Raw genomic sequence first — 14,413 nt, forward strand, 5'->3', positions numbered from 1 at the left:
GCAGCTTGCGCTCACCACCTGCCCAACTTGAAACCGACATGCGCCGCACCGGCGCAAGGATTGGTAAAGCATCGGCAAGGCACCCGGCTGCACTCGCATATGCAGGCGGCCGCCAGCCATGAGAACGGGGTGGAAGTTGAAAATCCGCATACCTCATGACAACCCCTAGATTGATTTTTTGAAGGAGAACATTTAAAGAACATCGCAAAGCGAGGTTGCCAAGATGACAGATCACAAATTCAAAGTTCAAATCTGGGATACACAAGAAAACCGCCCGGTTGAAACCGTTGCCGAAGCCGGGCATTTCTCCATCGCAGACGCCGCATACAATGCAGCGTTAGGCATCCACCACAACAAAGCCCTAGTAATGCGCCAAGGCGCTAGGATGATTAAAACCAGCTTTGAGTAGAGCCAACCAAGCGGCCCGGATTACTCCGGGTCTGGCAGCTCTTTCAAAACGGCTGCAATGCGCTTGCTCATTTCTTTTTCTAATAGGCCCTGCATTTCAGTCTTAGAAAGCGCCACAATTTCTTCACCTGAGCAACTCGGTTCACGGTCAGCAATAGCAGCAATAAAGCCGTGCTTTGCCGCTCTCACATTCAATTGAATACCATCTCTCAACATTCTAAAATCTCCGGCCTTGTAAACTACTTGCCTTGCACGGCTTTGTTTCGGTGAAGAAGAGTTAGGACGGTCTGATAGTTTTCGCTCTGCCTTCCCTCTTGCCATCTGACAGAGGTCTCAATAACGAGCATCAGCCGGTCCAACTCTTTAGATATCATCTCCAACTCAACCGCTCTGTTCAGATCTTGCATGCCAACATCGGGCAAAAGTCTGGCAGGCATGTGCGGTAAATCAGCTAAGCTTGCAAACACTTCCCCAGCTGTAAGCAGAAACGCCCCATCATCCAACGAACCACCTTTGCTGATATAAGCTTGAACATGCTGGAAAATGGTTTCCGGCGGCAGCTCTTGCCGCTTGTCTCCTACCCAACCTTGCGGCACGTCCTGCAGATCTCGATAGGTCAGAGCACACTTGACGCAAAATGGCGGTGTACCAACACTTTGCTGATACTGATCACCCTCCCGAATTGGAGAACCACAATCAACACACTTAAAACAAACCCTCCGGCTGGCTTCATTGGTCATTTCAGTTCCATCGGCTTATCTGACTTACTTACTGCTAATTCAAATGCATCACGATTATCTGCAACAACTGCAGTAACCTGCGCACCTTTCAAAAGGCGCACCTCAGGAGCCTGTGCAGCCAGTTTTTCAGCAAGCCCAACGGCTTCGTCTCTCGCCTGTTGATTGATTTGCTTCATTGTCGTTGTCTCATTCCAAGCACTGGAAACACGAACTTCAAGCTTAAGTTCAACAACTGCTCTCACAGACATCACCAAACCTCCGGCGCTACATAAGTTACTTATCTACTTGGCAGAAACTCTCTACTGCCCCTTCGCACGAAAATCCGCCATCATGGCGTAATTCGCGACGGAAACCCAATCCCGATCAATCACGGCTGCCTGCAGCTTCTTTTGCAGCTCAGCATCTGGCATCTGGTGGCGATCATCCCAGCCGGATTTTGTATCAATGCAGGCAAACATGCGGTTTCTCATCCGGTGGGCTAAACTGCCAATAGCCGCACCAATGCGGCCGCGCTCATTCGCCCGGTGCATTTCATCGCGGTGCTGCTCTTCAACCCGGTCCCGTATGCTTCCCATAATCGCCTCATCTTCAAAACTAAAAGAAAGGTGCCCGTCTCTCCGGGCTGTCACGGCACAAGCCTTCCGTCCTCGGCATCGCCAGACCACCACAAGCACACAAACCAGCATCGCAATGAACCGAAAGGAAGGAGGCAAAAGGGTTCTTACTGGAATGTATTCTTAATGGTGCTGTGCGATCTCAAATCACAGCTAAGCAACTACTCTGCAGCTTCCATCATGGCAGCCTGCCCGGTGTTTTCTTCTGCACTCATTCCCTGCATGAATTCAGAAAGCTCCCGGTGAAGTTCCGCCAGAAGATCATCAGCAACAACAACCGCTGCCTCTGACTGGCGACCATCTAAACCAACATCCCTAGACAACCGGTCAGGCATGCCGTTAACCGCATTACGAACCGCTGAGAAAGTCCGTTCCAGCATCGCCACCACATCAGCACGAGCGATCAACTCACCACGCGATTGTGCAAGCTTGTTATAGGCTGCCTCTGTTTCGTAAAGTTCCTTGCGCTGCTTTGGCGTAAGCGCCATTTCAGAACTGCCAGATCCGCCACCAAGCAAGGCCATTTGCATTTGGCGAATATTCTTTTGGATCTTCTCTTCTTCTGCAGCTTCCGCAGCTTCTCTTGCTTTCTGCCACGCATAGCAAACCGAAAACCGAAATTCGTAAGCCTGCCCGTTGGTGCCCTTGCTTTCAAAAGGCATCCCTTCAGAAATCCATTGATCAATGGTGGGCAAACTCTTCTGAAATGCTGCAGCAAGGTGGCGCTTGTTTACCACCACATCTTCTACACCATCAGGCAGCGGATAGCGTTCAACCATTGCGGCTTGCTCTTCCACACCATCAGGGAGCGGATCACGTTCAACATCATCCATACGCGCCCCCTCACCAGTTAGAACAACAACAGAAACCTAAACACCAAGTGTTCCCGCACCCCACACAAACCAACGTCCCGTAGTCTCGAACTACCCGCAGGCCGGGGCATGCCCAGGAAGGACCCAAAGCTTTTTCAGGGTATGAATTTATACCCCCAAATTTTAATGGGCAGTCAGGATTGCCTTTCGCATAGCTCGCCGGAAGTTGTGCTTTATCCGGGCGTCTGCAGTCTTGCGTGCGCCCTCCCGAAAGCGCAGGCGCGGTTGATAGTCTGCGCTCTTTTCATAAGCAATCAACAGCTTCAGACCTGAGCTGCCTTTAGTGCCACGCGATCCGTTGCGACGTTTGCCGCGCCGTGGGCGCTGCCAGATTCCCTCAACACCGTTTATTTCGCCTTGGAACACATCCGGGCGTTTCAACAGCCGGTCAATACTGCGCCGTGGTAGGTTGCCGTACTTGTTAAGCCGCTGTGAGAATGGAACCGCCAGCGCTTTCCGCTTTGGCCTTCTGGTTCCTCCCTTCTCCTGCTTCTCCAAATATTCCGCCTGCCTGTCCTTGAAGAAGACCACTGCCGAAAGGTTGCGCTTACTTGCCCGTTTCAGAGCAAGGCCGCGCTTGGTGAAGGGTGTGGGGCGATCTAACCGCCTGCCCAACCCCTTTTCGGTGTTGGCCTTGATATCCTCCACCGTGTAATTCAGCGCTAGGCTGATAGCAAAAGGCACTTGCCGTTGTTCTGCTTTGGTCAGCCCTCTTGTGACTTCATCAAAGTTTGCGGTGTAACGGATCATAGCGGCCCCAACAAAAAAGCACCCTCAGGCGGCAACCTGAAAGCGCTTTGCTTCAGCACAGTCACATAAGAATTTTCAGAGATACTTTCTCTCTCTCAGCGCTGGCATGGCACAAACGGCAATCAGCGCAAACAGAGAGAAGAAAAGCCCAAGCGTGAGCCAACCAAAGAAGCTACGGTTTTTGGAAGTTCCGATAACTGCCGTTGTAACCGCTACACCGAGCACAAAAACCAAAAATCCCATTTCACCCTCACACATTGAAACAATGCAACAGAGGTCCACTATAGGACACGGGATATTTTCTACATCTCCTAGAAGTTGCTGGCGTAAAATACGATAGCACAGGCCCCACGAAAAAGCGCCCCAAGCCGTGCAGGCTTGAAGGCGCTAAATTCCAATGTAGATGAGTATTGTACTTTGAGTGTTCACACGTCAACCCCACCAGCTCACAACAGCAGCGGCTCCGCTATGTAGTCTTTAAGATCCAGCCCATATACAAACTTCCTACGGCTATGAAATATTGTTGGTTTCTGGTTCTGAACATCAAACTTAAACCAAGCTGAATTTCCTTTCTCATCATCCGGGGTTCCTTCAACCCACCGCATCTTCCCAATGGGGACAACATCAGTACAATATTGCATAAACCTCTGAGATTGCAGAGAAAAAAGCCAATCCGAATCGAAAAGTAGCCAAGTTGGAGCCAATTGGCACAAATGCAGTATCAAGGCGTGTAGCAGTCGCCGGGTCCATGGTGGATTGGTGAAGATCACCTGCGCTCCCTGCAGGTCTTCTCTTGTGAGCCTAAAGGCGTTCTTCTTTATGATCCCCCGGCGCTTTGGGTCCAGATCATAGGCAGCCAGACACTCAAGCCCTAAGGCGTCTAGCTGCCCTATCAGATCCCCACGCCCGGCGCATGGCTCGCAGTATGTCTCTATACCCTCAAGAAAAGGCGCAATTGCCTGCCCTGCCCGTGTATCCCAAGTGAAATATTGATCAAACTTGCGGCGCGGAAAATCTGAGTGCTTGCCCATGCAGCACCTCTAATCTTTAGCCAACATTAGCTATCCCTCCAGCAGTCTAACTCTTCATCTGCCAAGTACTCAGCTTGTTGCTTATCCCATTGGTGCCCTTCTGCCCCAAACTGGCACCCTTCATCATTGTAGTAAGCAACCAAAGTTAGTCGGGCATACTTTTCTGCCTCAGCCTCACTCAGCCCAGCCCGCTGTATGAATCGTGCGCCCATGCAACTTAGGAACTCGCCCTCCGTTGGCGTCTTCTGCAGGTCTTCCATGGGTTCACCTCCCAAGTTTCGCCAGATCCGCAGGCGCTTGCCTACAAGGGTATCCGGCGCGGTTACAGCCAAACCCAAGTGGAAGGCCGCACGGGTTAAACCGTCCCGCAGCAACTGCCTTACATAATCCTGAGTTTTGCGAAGTGGTTTTGCGGTTTCCCGGCGCTCTCTGCTTTCTTCAAAAAGCAAGGCGACTTCATTTGTGGACATGGAGCGCCCGGCGATGGAGAACACGACAACGGCTTGATCAGGACCAAGCGCCTGCGCAATTTCTTTGATTTTGCGGGCTGCATCGGTAGTGCTCACAAGTAACCAATCGCGATCAACACCGCCCCCATCAACAACCGGCTGCGCATAGTCAATAGATCTTGTTTGCCCGCCTTGCTCCACCATTAAGGCGCTGATCTGACAGGCAACCCGGTATTGCAGATCTGAAAGCAATCCTTTGCTGCGCATGTGCTCCAACGCGCTTGCGCGTGTGTAGATATTCTTATCCTCTACAGGTTTCCTGCTCTTCCGGCTTGGCTTACAACTGGTCATCTGCCACCTCTTCACGTGCCTCAATCTCTTCTGCGATCATTACGGCAAGCCTGTTCCTGCGGTTCGCTATCGAACTCGCCATGATTTGAACGCGATGATTTGCCGGTAGTTTTTCAAGCTTGCTGTTGTACTCTCCTCTGAGAACGTCCAGCGCTTCTTCCATCTGCTTTTCTATGCGGGCATCCCGCTGCAGTGTGGCCACAACAAACGGTTCCACTTCCTCCATGGAAGGCACCCGTTTTTCTCTGCGCACAAAATCAATCAGGTCAGCATGCCAGCCAGCCAACGCCGCAGACGTGGCAAGCTTTGCATCCTGATTGATCAAAACCCGCACCGCCACATCCTCCGGCCACGGATACCCAGCCCGCACCGGGTTAGACTGCCCGGAATCCTTGGCGCTCAATCGTTCCTGTGCTGATTTGCAAGCCGCTGTGATTGTTCCCACATAAGGCCATGTTGAAGAGGTTGCCCGCTCAATCAGGCTGGACGCCGCCGCCTTCAACACATCATCAGAAAACCCCGAGAGCTTTACCGAAAGGCTGGAAAAATACGCCTCCGGGTTGGTGCCGGGTGTTTTCTTAAAGCTGCCCTGCATGGGCTCAATAAAACAGGTTTTCACAAGATCGCCGGGCGCTGCCATGGCTTCACCCTCCAAAAACGCGATCTATAGCGGCATTGGTTGCCCGCTCATCTGCAGCACATTTCCGTGCCCGCGCTTGCGCCGCCTTGCGACCATCTGGAATGAACTTTGGATTGAGCTGACCCTGCTCTAAACGGCTGTTTTTGGCGGCTAACACGGCCCGCGTGAAATAATTTAAGCTTCTCACAGGGTCAGGCGCGGCCCCAAGAACCATGTGCAAGGTGGGCTTCACGTCTAACTCAAGATCACACCCATTCACGGCCCAACCCCAAGCAGGCTCAAGGCCGCCCCGCAAGCGCCCTGCAGTCGGATCTAGCCCAATTTTGCGTAAAAACTCCTTCAAAGGCACGATGAAGCGCTGCCCTATGCCCTCCACATCCTCAGTCGGGTGCTGAGTGTCCTCAGCATTTCTGCTAAAAGACCTACTCGCAGCCGTTTGTTCTTCTTCATCTTTAGTTTTTAAGGACTCGTTCTTATAGGTGTCTAATTTTGGAGGCACCCCCTGCCTATATTTGGCCTTTTCTTTTTCCCTCTGAGCGACCACATGCTCGCCAATTGGGCCGCTCTCCATCAAGTCCGGCTCTTCACAGTCTACCTGATCCTTATTGATCACCTTGTAGGTATGGGAGCAGTCACCACCATCAGGGCGCTCACCACGCAAAATCTTCAACCAACCAGCAGCCACAAGGTTGCTGATCGCCTTTTGAATTGTGTAACGCACAACGCCCAGCTGGCGGGCCATCTTCACTTGGCTGCGCCACGTCAAACCATTGCCATCAGTGGAGCAGCACAGGACGCCCAGCACCTGAATATCGCGTGGCCGCAAAGTTAAATCTCGAAACACACCGGCCGGGATAATAGACAAACGGGAACCGTCTCCGGGACTAGGCATTTTAAAACCTCCAAAGCAATAAAATCTAAAGTTGTGTTGATTGGTGCAGCGCCGGAGCCTCGTTCCCCGGCGCTGCATCATGCCCACTCAGCTAAAAATCTGAGCGGGTGGAGGTTGCCGCACCTCCGGGTGTTTCCTGTCTCTTCAAGAAACCTTCATAGGCGTTAATCAGGCGATCCGTTAAAGCTAGAGTGCCGTTTTCAATGCGCGAAACAGTTGATTGTGCGCAACCAAGCTCTTTTGCCATTTGGCGTTCGCTCAATTTCGCGGTATGCCTGATAAATCGCGGGTCAATTGTCATCGTACGACAATCCTAGGTTTCCAAAATGATGCGTTACGTATTATTTAGAGATCGTGTTTGAAAACATGTCAAGGCCCAACGCATCACAAATTATGCTATAAAGCTCGCATGAAACCATCTGAACGACTCAAACAGGCGCGCAAAGCCGCCGGATATAAGAAAGCTACGGAAGCAGCGCACAGCATGGGGATAAACCGTGTTACCTACATTGCGCATGAAAATGGCAACCGTGGCATAGGTCCAGAAGCAGCGCAGAAGTACGCAAACGCATTTAGCGTTTCCGCTGAGTGGTTGCTGTATGGCACAGAGCCAACGCAAGCAAACTCGCCAAAGCCTGGAAGCCCAGACACTGCAGAGCTGGTTAAGACGCTGTTAACCAACAGCACCCGGCCGGAATCCAACAAGCTTGACCGTGGTTTATTTCTACGCTCACTAGAAGAAGCTCAAAAGTTGGAAAGTAGTTTACTTGGTGGCTATGGCAGTATTGAAGACTTAATGACACTAACAGAAACAATATACAAGGTTGCGCTTAAGAGAAAGGAAGACACGCCAACCGAATAACGATAAGATTAATTTATTTTACTTATTGCCTTGACATTTCACCCAAGCACGAAAACTTTTCAACGCAAATGGACGTGGTGAAATGGAAGATATTGAATGCTTGTTCACCCCGCAGATTATTGCGGGTTTCAAACGGCTCTCAGTTGATGAAGCGCTTTTCGAAGCATTCGCGAAACTGGATGAATACGGCCTAGACGCGGCCGCAACAATGATTTCCAATAATGAATTTTATGCATCAAACATAAGTTCACTATCTGACGCACAGAAACATGCGCTTATTTCAAAGCTACGCCCTCTCATTATCTACGCTCAACTATCCCTGAAATTTTCAGAGGTCCCTCAATGAAAGAGTTTCTGGAATCACTACCGCTTCGCACACTTGAATGCGATATGAAAAATCCCATTGCCAGCCAGCTTTTTAGGATATGGAAAGCACGAAAAGGTAATTTAGATCAAGAGTTTATACAGTACACCCCGCACCTGTTATTAAGTCAAACTACACAGCGCTTAGGGGATTCCCCTGAACTTTTGATGATTGGCAGAAAAACACTTGCCCGCAGCGCCTTTGGTGAGCTTTGGGCGCACGATACAGCCCACGCAAAAGCGCACATGCCCAAAAGGTTCTGCAGCTACGTTGCTGAAAGCTATTGGTCTGCCCAGATCCATCTAAAACCTCAACTGGACCACATCGGAACGCACATAAGCGCGGCAACACAACAGCAGTACTGGTGTTACACGCGCTTGATTTTGCCGGTTATAACCAGAACAGGCATCCAGCTAAATCTCATATACAGCAGAGAGACTTAGGCAGCATTTTCACGGCTGGAATATTGCCTAATCAAGTCCATCAATTCAGGCTTTGAGTTAGCGACAAACACCAAGCCCTTACTAAACTGGCGTGGAGGCCGCACAAAACGCAGCCCCTCTGGGTGTGCATGACTAAATCCCCAGCGAGCCGCATTCCCTGCAAAAAAATGCGCCCTATGCATCCAGCTAAACACCCAATCCACCCCCTGAAGGTCATAAGTCATAAGCTGCGCAAGTACCACCAGATACCTTGCAAAGCCCTGCTTCCTATAGCCCTCCAAGATCCACAAATCTCCGAGATAAGCCACCTTGCCACTTACCTGTGCAAGCAGCTCCGGTTGAGTGCCTGCAAACTCAATTCGCTTGCCTTCCTCATCACAGTAAAGACGAGCCCAAGAATGCTTGAGGTAATCCAGCAAGCTTTTACCCGCCAGCTCAACAAACTGCACCGCAACAAAGCCCACAACCTTCCTTGATCCAATAGGCCGCAATACAAAATAGAATCGCTCACCTTCGCCAAACTCTTGAAAATTAGGCGTAAAATGCGGTGTTAATCCGCTCTTACTTACGGGCAGACGCCCCTCTACAGCCTGAAAGTCGCAGCCGACTTCCACAGTTACACCGCGATTATACAGTGCGGAACGCACAACATTGCTTGCATTATGCAGTGCAAATCGAAACTCAAAATCATCAAACATTTCAATAAGCCTCCCTTTCGACTCTCCAAAACTGTCAACACTCAAATAATTCGTAATGAATTTTTTGTAGCGCATCATTCTTGACTAAACAAGATGCGTTGCGCATCATCTGCTCATAACGTTTCAGCAGTGAGGCGCTATGAGATTGAAACAGCAGGAGGCTCGCCAACGGCTCACAGAGTTTAGGGCGAAAAGGTTTCGCTTCCCTCCGGGCGCAGAAGTGAAGATGAAATCACCGCCAGTCGATTGCGGTGTAAATTTTGGAATTGTCGACAACAACGCCGCCCTCTCAGCGGTGCGAATTGTCTACCTCACAACTGATTTAAAACCCGCGCAAGCAGTGGTCGCGGAATCCGATTTAACTCTACTAGGAGAACTTGAAATGGTCGATCAGCACAGCACTTCCGAAACAACAGCTGCAACCGCACCCACAACTACTGAGTGCAAAGGTACTGCCGAAACCCGGCATTACCAGAACAGAGACGCGGCGGCAAAACGGCTCCACAACGAAATGACCCACGAAACCATCTCCGGTGAAGTTGAAGAGAACCTGCAGGCAATTTCGGCAAGTATCTGGACAGCCCCACTAGATGATTTTGAGAAAGTAACAGCAGCTCTGAAAGCGGCAAATCGACTTGTCGCGATTGTTGCCGGAGAAGCCTTTACCACCGGACTACTGGACAACATAGCAAAGCTCGCCTCTGACGCGGAATCCCTTTGTGAGCACCACAAGGCAACTGCCAGCTAATCAGGCAGCCTACACCCCTCCCCACCAACTTACCGCCCCAGCAATGGGGCGGCCTTTTCATTTCATGAGGTCACATTATGGCACCCCGCAAAATTACACCGGAGGCAGAGAGTGCCCCGGAAGGCAACAAGCAAGCCCAGAGCACCAAAACTGCAGAAGCAAAGCCAAAGGCGAAAACCACCCCTACAAAGGCTGCACCAAAGAAAGCAACTCCGGCTAAAACGCAAACCGGCTCTAACAGCGCAGGCGTTGCAGCAGATCATCTGCGAAGTTTCATTGATGGCATTGAACGGCTGGAAGGTGAAAAACAAATCATCGCCAGCGACATTAAAGACGTTTACGCGGAAGCGAAGGGCTGCGGATTTGACAAAGCCACTATTGCGAAAGTCTTAAAGTTCAAGGCGCAAAAGCCCTCAGAGCGTGAAGAGCAAGAAGCCCTCTTTGATCTCTATTTGCATGCCCTAGGCTTAACTGACGGTGAGATGGACGAAAGCCAGCAGCTTGGCGTGGACGCCTCAAGTGCAGGCAAGCTGATAACAGACAACCCATACACCACCGAAGATCCACGCTTCAAAAAGTGGGAACAAGGCTGGCAGATGCAAACAGCTTTTCTAGCAGCTCAAGACAATACAGACGCGCAATAAGCTCATGAGAAACAGCCCAACCTATCAAGAACTGGAACAAGCAACGCGCTTTGCGGCGTGGCTCGTTGTCGAGTATGGCGAGCAATACGCGCCTATTTTTGATAGGTTGGAAGCGGAACTAAATAGCAGCTCACCACGTGACAGAGCAACCCAGTTTCTGAATATGCACTCACCTCAAACCCTTGAAGGTGGTTTGAACGCGATCCGTTGAAGCCATTCTCTTTTATGCTCCAAAGTTGGGCCATGCCCATAACGGGGCCGCTGGTATTGATGCCCCATCAACATTGCCTGAATTTTTTCTGGGATCTCAACCGCCGTTAAACGGTCTTCAAATGTATGACGCAAGCTATACGCTGAATGCTTTTCTGGATCTGGACGCAATTTATTCTGCAGCAGAAACTTGTTCACGGTGCTGGAAAGCGTTGCAGAACTATCAAGATATCTCGGAAATCCCTTGCTGCATTCCTTCATAGCCATCAAAGACACACCAACAAGCGGAATCGTACGCGCTGTGTGCTCCGTTTTAAGAACACGGCCCACCGGCTTAATTTCAATATGCGGCACCTCTACATCTAGAAAAATTGTCTCTGCAGTAAGGTTTGCGGCCTCTGACAAACGAACACCAGTTTCCACCATCAGATACAAGATGCAACGCGCTTCTATGTTCAATCCGTCCAATGCACCGGTTGCCAATAAATTGGACTGCACAAAACCCGGATCAAATGGATATCTCTGTTCCGTTTTAGCCCCCTCCAAACGAAGTTCAGAAAAAGGTGATGCAAGCTCCAAACGAAAATGCCTGATAACCGTTCGGAACATTTTGTTTATATGCCCAATCTGCTTGTTTGCAGTGGCTATCTTAATCGCACCAATCGCCGCCCGGTCCTGAAGCCACTCGCGATAATCGATAGCATCAGAGCGCGACAACTCAGCAATTGGTTTTTCACCAACCAAGGAAACAAGACTTTTCAGCGCCAGAACTTTTGCGTTCTTCCAGCGGCGTTTTTGATCATTTGACAAGTCTTTGAGATAGGTTTTCTGAGTTTTCTCATACTCAATATACAGATCTTGCAATGCGACCTGCGGCACCGGCTCACCACCTAACACGGCAGCAACATCAGAAGCGGGGGGAGCTTTATCAGGTGATCTGAGAACCGCTAGGCGTGATAGAAGTTCATCCAACGGCCGCGCCGCCAAATCATCAGCAGTCACATAATCAAATCCAAGCGAACGTGCACGCCTGCGGGCGGCCTCATAGCGCTTACGCGCATCACTTGCCCGCCCATCAACCAGAGCCTGCCAATATTCTTCTGTATCTTGATTTAATCGTGCGGCAACCCGGGCAGCCTTTGCGCCCTTTGGGTCATCTGCCACTTTGATTCCGGTAGAAGAACGCGCAAAAGTTCGCTTGTCATACCTTTTAAAAAAATCAGGTACTCTGCGCACGAAATGCCAGTAGCCATTTTTGACAGTTAGATAATCAGGGTTTCCACTCCCAACAGAACGCCCCATGATGCACACCTAGTTTGTTACCCCAAGCAGGTAACATAACGGGTAACATATGCGTTAGCAAATCCGCGTTATTTCAATGATATCAATAACTGTAAAGGGAAGATGGCGGACACGGAGGGATTCGAACCCTCGAGACCCTTCCGGGCCTACTCCCTTAGCAGGGGAGCGCCTTCGACCACTCGGCCACGTGTCCTTGAGGTGGTTACTACTCACTAACTGACCGTAGTTCAAGGCCGTTTTGATCTTTTTTCAGTTTTTCCCCACGATCTATATTCGTAAGTGCTTGCAAGAACATGCAAGGAACGAAACGTGATTTGCAGGATAATTCAAACAAAACCCAAACAATTCTGTTCTTGGTTTGGTCAAAAGAGCGGAGTTCCCCTGCACTTAAGCGCGACCAGCCAACCGATTGACACAACCATAAGCCGACGATAGCTCTATTTTCTCGTATGATGTGTTTTCATAGGTGAGGAATGAAATTTAGTGCGATTGCTGCGGCTCTTGCATTTTTTTCGATGCAGCCTGCCCTAGCCCAAACACCAGTGTTTGTCGGCGACGCCTTATGGACAGATCGATCGATTTGAGTAAGGGAGTGTTTTGGCCCATGATCACTAGATTAGGAGTGAACAATGGGGCAATACACAAGGACCGCCAGCGCTGCAGCTGAGAAGGCGGTTAAAGACATCCGGCGCAAGACCCGAAAGTGCTATTCCACTGAAGACAAGATCCTTATCGTTCTGGCTGGACTGCGCGGTGAGGACAGTATTGCCGAGTTGTGCCGACAAGAGGGCATCTCACTGGGGCTTTACTACAGCTGGTCGAAGGCGTTTCTGGAAGCTGGTAAGAAGCGACTTGCTGCTGATACAACCCGTCAGGCCAGCACCGGTGAGGTCAAGGTGCTGCGCAAAGAAGCACGCGATCTCAAGGAGGAGGTCGCCGAACAAGCTCTGGAGCTGCGGCTTCTTAAAAAAGCATGCTCGAGGATGGGGGAGACGACGAATGAGATATCCCGCCACGAGAAGTTGGAGATTATCCGGTTGGTTGAAGGATCACATCAGCCAATCAAGCGCACGTTGGAGCTGCTGGGTATTCCACGCTCAACGTTCTATGTTTGGTATGATCGCTATCTGGAAGGCGGCGTTGAAGCGTTGGAGGACAGAGTTTCACGTCCCGCCAAGGTCTGGAACCCTATTCCCGATGAGATCAGAGCGCAGATTATCGAGATGGCGCTAGACGAGCCAGGTTTGTCAACACGAGAGCTCGCGGTCCGCTTCACAGACACAAAAGGCTATTTTGTTTCAGTGGCTTCCGTCTATCGGTTGCTGAAAGCACAGGACCTTATTATCTCACCGGCCTATGTGGTCATCAAGGCCGCTGATGAGTTCAGGGACAAAACCACGGCTCCAAATCAGCAGTGGCAAACCGACTTCACCTATTTCAAGATCATAGGCTGGGGGTGGTTTTATTTGTCCACCGTGCTTGATGATTATTCCCGCTACAGCATTTCCTGGAAGCTGTGCACCACGATGAAAGCCAAGGACGTCACCGACACTCTTCAGTTGGCGCTCGATGCCTCAGGCAGCGAGCAACCAAAGGTGCTTCAGTGACCGCGCCTGCTTTCTGATAATGGCTCATCCAATCTGTCCTCAGATCTGGCCGAATGGCTGGAGGAAAAAGATATGAAGCATGTCAGGGGTGCTCCTTATCATCCGCAAACCCAAGGCAAGATCGAACACTGGCATCAAACCATGAAGAACCGCATCCTGCTCGAGAACTATTACATGCCAGGGGATCTGGAAGCCCAGATTGAAAGGTTCGTCGATTACTATAATCACCACCGCTATCACGAGAGCCTTGGGAACGTAACCCCGGCTGATGCCTATTGGGGACGCCATAAGCAGGTCCTGGAGCACAGGCAGATAATTAAACGGAAAACTCTTCAAAACCGTCGCTTGCGCTACCACGCGCAAGCCGCTTAAAATCAAAACGCAAACCGGGCCAAACACTCTGCTACTCAGAAGCTAATTCTGTCTAACTTCACTCGACGACGGACAGGAGCCCACACCTCAGACGAGCGCGCAGAGCAAGACGAGATCCGGGGCAAGAAAAGTAGACAACGAAAGTCTCCAGGGTCTTGGGAATGGATTGATAAGTTCAGGGAGTATACGAACCCATACGCGGGGGCGCTGGCTCTTTTCTTGTTCACCACAGGCTCAAGAATTACTCAGGCCGTTGAAATGGTGCCGGATGATCTGGACTTAATGAGCCATAGAGTATTTTTGCCATCAGCCAAAGGACATGATGCGCAGTGGGTAAACATCACGACAGAGATGGTTGTTACACTCGCCAATCTACCACTGTGAATCGGCATGCAAAATTGACCCGGTTAGGTGGG

At 50.6% G+C, this 14,413-nt stretch carries 21 protein-coding genes, 1 tRNA gene and 1 pseudogene; 8 read left to right on the plus strand and 15 right to left on the minus strand.

Annotated elements, in window-relative coordinates:
* Positions 1-223: 223 nt before the first annotated feature.
* Entirely contained in the window at positions 224-409 is a 186-nt protein-coding gene (locus PsWM33_RS07725) for a hypothetical protein (protein ID WP_063299784.1), read from the plus strand.
* A gap of 20 nt (positions 410-429) precedes the next feature.
* Here the strand turns inward: PsWM33_RS07725 and PsWM33_RS07730 are convergent, their stop codons facing one another.
* The 12 genes from PsWM33_RS07730 to PsWM33_RS26725 form a co-directional block, all read right to left on the minus strand.
* Entirely contained in the window at positions 430-624 is a 195-nt protein-coding gene (locus PsWM33_RS07730) for a hypothetical protein (RefSeq protein ID WP_063299785.1), read from the minus strand.
* A 23-nt stretch (positions 625-647) separates the two neighbouring features.
* Entirely contained in the window at positions 648-1,148 is a 501-nt protein-coding gene (locus PsWM33_RS07735) for a hypothetical protein (RefSeq protein ID WP_063299786.1), read from the minus strand.
* Entirely contained in the window at positions 1,145-1,396 is a 252-nt protein-coding gene (locus PsWM33_RS07740) for a hypothetical protein (RefSeq protein WP_063299787.1), read from the minus strand. The genes PsWM33_RS07735 and PsWM33_RS07740 overlap by 4 nt, the downstream gene beginning before the upstream one ends.
* A 51-nt stretch (positions 1,397-1,447) precedes the next feature.
* The gene (locus PsWM33_RS07745; protein WP_063299788.1) at positions 1,448-1,723 is read right to left on the minus strand and encodes a hypothetical protein; all 276 of its coding nucleotides are present in this window, start codon (positions 1,721-1,723) and stop codon (positions 1,448-1,450) included.
* Positions 1,724-1,923: 200 nt separating this feature from the next.
* Positions 1,924-2,595: a DUF1441 family protein gene (locus PsWM33_RS07750; protein WP_063299789.1), complete on the minus strand. Its 672-nt coding sequence runs from the start codon at positions 2,593-2,595 to the stop codon at positions 1,924-1,926.
* Between the two features lie 162 nt (positions 2,596-2,757).
* Positions 2,758-3,384, minus strand: a complete 627-nt coding sequence (locus tag PsWM33_RS07755; protein ID WP_063299790.1) for a hypothetical protein — start codon at positions 3,382-3,384, stop codon at positions 2,758-2,760.
* Between the two features lie 75 nt (positions 3,385-3,459).
* Entirely contained in the window at positions 3,460-3,627 is a 168-nt protein-coding gene (locus PsWM33_RS27310) for a hypothetical protein (protein WP_193778373.1), read from the minus strand.
* A 203-nt stretch (positions 3,628-3,830) separates the two neighbouring features.
* Positions 3,831-4,415: a hypothetical protein gene (locus PsWM33_RS07760; protein ID WP_063299791.1), complete on the minus strand. Its 585-nt coding sequence runs from the start codon at positions 4,413-4,415 to the stop codon at positions 3,831-3,833.
* Positions 4,416-4,441: 26 nt separating this feature from the next.
* On the minus strand, positions 4,442-5,215 hold the full coding sequence (locus PsWM33_RS07765; RefSeq protein ID WP_063299792.1) for a hypothetical protein: 774 nt from the start codon (positions 5,213-5,215) through the stop codon (positions 4,442-4,444).
* Positions 5,202-5,855, minus strand: a complete 654-nt coding sequence (locus PsWM33_RS07770) for a hypothetical protein (RefSeq protein ID WP_063299793.1) — start codon at positions 5,853-5,855, stop codon at positions 5,202-5,204. Before PsWM33_RS07770 ends, PsWM33_RS07765 begins: the two co-directional genes overlap by 14 nt.
* 4 nt (positions 5,856-5,859) lie before the next feature.
* Positions 5,860-6,747, minus strand: a complete 888-nt coding sequence (locus PsWM33_RS07775; protein WP_193778374.1) for a helix-turn-helix domain-containing protein — start codon at positions 6,745-6,747, stop codon at positions 5,860-5,862.
* 91 nt (positions 6,748-6,838) lie between these two features.
* On the minus strand, positions 6,839-7,048 hold the full coding sequence (locus tag PsWM33_RS26725; RefSeq protein WP_082826924.1) for a helix-turn-helix domain-containing protein: 210 nt from the start codon (positions 7,046-7,048) through the stop codon (positions 6,839-6,841).
* Between the two features lie 108 nt (positions 7,049-7,156).
* On the opposite strand from PsWM33_RS26725, the gene PsWM33_RS07780 reads away from it, so the two are divergent.
* The 3 genes from PsWM33_RS07780 (at position 7,157) to PsWM33_RS07790 (ending at position 8,416) form a co-directional block, all read left to right on the plus strand.
* Positions 7,157-7,609, plus strand: a complete 453-nt coding sequence (locus PsWM33_RS07780) for a helix-turn-helix transcriptional regulator (protein ID WP_063299795.1) — start codon at positions 7,157-7,159, stop codon at positions 7,607-7,609.
* Positions 7,610-7,691: 82 nt separating this feature from the next.
* Positions 7,692-7,955 carry a hypothetical protein gene (locus PsWM33_RS07785; protein WP_063299796.1) on the plus strand — a complete coding sequence of 88 codons (264 nt, stop codon included), beginning with the start codon at positions 7,692-7,694 and terminating at the stop codon, positions 7,953-7,955.
* A complete protein-coding gene (locus tag PsWM33_RS07790) occupies positions 7,952-8,416 on the plus strand; it encodes a hypothetical protein (protein WP_063299797.1) in 465 nt (154 codons plus the stop codon). The genes PsWM33_RS07785 and PsWM33_RS07790 overlap by 4 nt, the downstream gene beginning before the upstream one ends.
* On the opposite strand, the gene PsWM33_RS07795 is transcribed toward PsWM33_RS07790, so the two are convergent.
* A complete protein-coding gene (locus tag PsWM33_RS07795; protein ID WP_153039911.1) occupies positions 8,413-9,114 on the minus strand; it encodes a hypothetical protein in 702 nt (233 codons plus the stop codon). The genes PsWM33_RS07790 and PsWM33_RS07795 overlap by 4 nt on opposite strands.
* A 382-nt stretch (positions 9,115-9,496) precedes the next feature.
* On the opposite strand from PsWM33_RS07795, the gene PsWM33_RS28365 reads away from it, so the two are divergent.
* Positions 9,497-9,862 carry a hypothetical protein gene (locus PsWM33_RS28365; protein ID WP_153039912.1) on the plus strand — a complete coding sequence of 122 codons (366 nt, stop codon included), beginning with the start codon at positions 9,497-9,499 and terminating at the stop codon, positions 9,860-9,862.
* A 77-nt stretch (positions 9,863-9,939) separates the two neighbouring features.
* Entirely contained in the window at positions 9,940-10,506 is a 567-nt protein-coding gene (locus PsWM33_RS28765) for a DUF2312 domain-containing protein (RefSeq protein WP_082826925.1), read from the plus strand.
* Positions 10,507-10,680: 174 nt separating this feature from the next.
* On the opposite strand, the gene PsWM33_RS07810 is transcribed toward PsWM33_RS28765, so the two are convergent.
* On the minus strand, positions 10,681-12,018 hold the full coding sequence (locus PsWM33_RS07810) for a tyrosine-type recombinase/integrase (RefSeq protein ID WP_063299800.1): 1,338 nt from the start codon (positions 12,016-12,018) through the stop codon (positions 10,681-10,683).
* A gap of 103 nt (positions 12,019-12,121) precedes the next feature.
* Positions 12,122-12,211 (minus strand) — tRNA-Ser (locus tag PsWM33_RS07815).
* A 436-nt stretch (positions 12,212-12,647) separates the two neighbouring features.
* Here PsWM33_RS07815 and PsWM33_RS07820 point away from each other — a divergent pair.
* Positions 12,648-13,997: pseudogene (locus PsWM33_RS07820) on the plus strand (IS3 family transposase).
* A gap of 219 nt (positions 13,998-14,216) precedes the next feature.
* Positions 14,217-14,381 (plus strand): hypothetical protein, encoded by a 165-nt coding sequence (locus PsWM33_RS27650; protein ID WP_206598987.1) that lies wholly within the window; start codon positions 14,217-14,219, stop codon positions 14,379-14,381.
* Positions 14,382-14,413: the final 32 nt, after the last annotated feature.

Source organism: Pseudovibrio sp. WM33, assembly GCF_001623165.1.
Classification (GTDB): domain Bacteria; phylum Pseudomonadota; class Alphaproteobacteria; order Rhizobiales; family Stappiaceae; genus Pseudovibrio.

What these genes read in the sequence shown, in the direction of transcription:
- PsWM33_RS07740 (WP_063299787.1), bottom strand. Translation starts at nt 1,396, where the DNA reads ATGTCTGTGAGAGCAGTTGTTGAACTTAAGCTTGAAGTTCGTGTTTCC.
- PsWM33_RS07790 (WP_063299797.1), top strand. Translation starts at nt 7,952, where the DNA reads ATGAAAGAGTTTCTGGAATCACTACCGCTTCGCACACTTGAATGCGAT.
- PsWM33_RS27310 (WP_193778373.1), bottom strand. Translation starts at nt 3,627, where the DNA reads ATGGGATTTTTGGTTTTTGTGCTCGGTGTAGCGGTTACAACGGCAGTT.
- PsWM33_RS07745 (WP_063299788.1), bottom strand. Translation starts at nt 1,723, where the DNA reads ATGGGAAGCATACGGGACCGGGTTGAAGAGCAGCACCGCGATGAAATG.
- PsWM33_RS07775 (WP_193778374.1), bottom strand. Translation starts at nt 6,747, where the DNA reads ATGCCTAGTCCCGGAGACGGTTCCCGTTTGTCTATTATCCCGGCCGGT.
- PsWM33_RS07750 (WP_063299789.1), bottom strand. Translation starts at nt 2,595, where the DNA reads ATGGATGATGTTGAACGTGATCCGCTCCCTGATGGTGTGGAAGAGCAA.
- PsWM33_RS07780 (WP_063299795.1), top strand. Translation starts at nt 7,157, where the DNA reads ATGAAACCATCTGAACGACTCAAACAGGCGCGCAAAGCCGCCGGATAT.
- PsWM33_RS07730 (WP_063299785.1), bottom strand. Translation starts at nt 624, where the DNA reads ATGTTGAGAGATGGTATTCAATTGAATGTGAGAGCGGCAAAGCACGGC.
- PsWM33_RS07785 (WP_063299796.1), top strand. Translation starts at nt 7,692, where the DNA reads ATGGAAGATATTGAATGCTTGTTCACCCCGCAGATTATTGCGGGTTTC.
- PsWM33_RS07760 (WP_063299791.1), bottom strand. Translation starts at nt 4,415, where the DNA reads ATGGGCAAGCACTCAGATTTTCCGCGCCGCAAGTTTGATCAATATTTC.
- PsWM33_RS07735 (WP_063299786.1), bottom strand. Translation starts at nt 1,148, where the DNA reads ATGACCAATGAAGCCAGCCGGAGGGTTTGTTTTAAGTGTGTTGATTGT.
- PsWM33_RS26725 (WP_082826924.1), bottom strand. Translation starts at nt 7,048, where the DNA reads ATGACAATTGACCCGCGATTTATCAGGCATACCGCGAAATTGAGCGAA.
- PsWM33_RS07795 (WP_153039911.1), bottom strand. Translation starts at nt 9,114, where the DNA reads ATGTTTGATGATTTTGAGTTTCGATTTGCACTGCATAATGCAAGCAAT.
- PsWM33_RS07770 (WP_063299793.1), bottom strand. Translation starts at nt 5,855, where the DNA reads ATGGCAGCGCCCGGCGATCTTGTGAAAACCTGTTTTATTGAGCCCATG.
- PsWM33_RS07755 (WP_063299790.1), bottom strand. Translation starts at nt 3,384, where the DNA reads ATGATCCGTTACACCGCAAACTTTGATGAAGTCACAAGAGGGCTGACC.
- PsWM33_RS28365 (WP_153039912.1), top strand. Translation starts at nt 9,497, where the DNA reads ATGGTCGATCAGCACAGCACTTCCGAAACAACAGCTGCAACCGCACCC.
- PsWM33_RS28765 (WP_082826925.1), top strand. Translation starts at nt 9,940, where the DNA reads ATGGCACCCCGCAAAATTACACCGGAGGCAGAGAGTGCCCCGGAAGGC.
- PsWM33_RS07810 (WP_063299800.1), bottom strand. Translation starts at nt 12,018, where the DNA reads ATGGGGCGTTCTGTTGGGAGTGGAAACCCTGATTATCTAACTGTCAAA.
- PsWM33_RS07725 (WP_063299784.1), top strand. Translation starts at nt 224, where the DNA reads ATGACAGATCACAAATTCAAAGTTCAAATCTGGGATACACAAGAAAAC.
- PsWM33_RS07765 (WP_063299792.1), bottom strand. Translation starts at nt 5,215, where the DNA reads ATGACCAGTTGTAAGCCAAGCCGGAAGAGCAGGAAACCTGTAGAGGAT.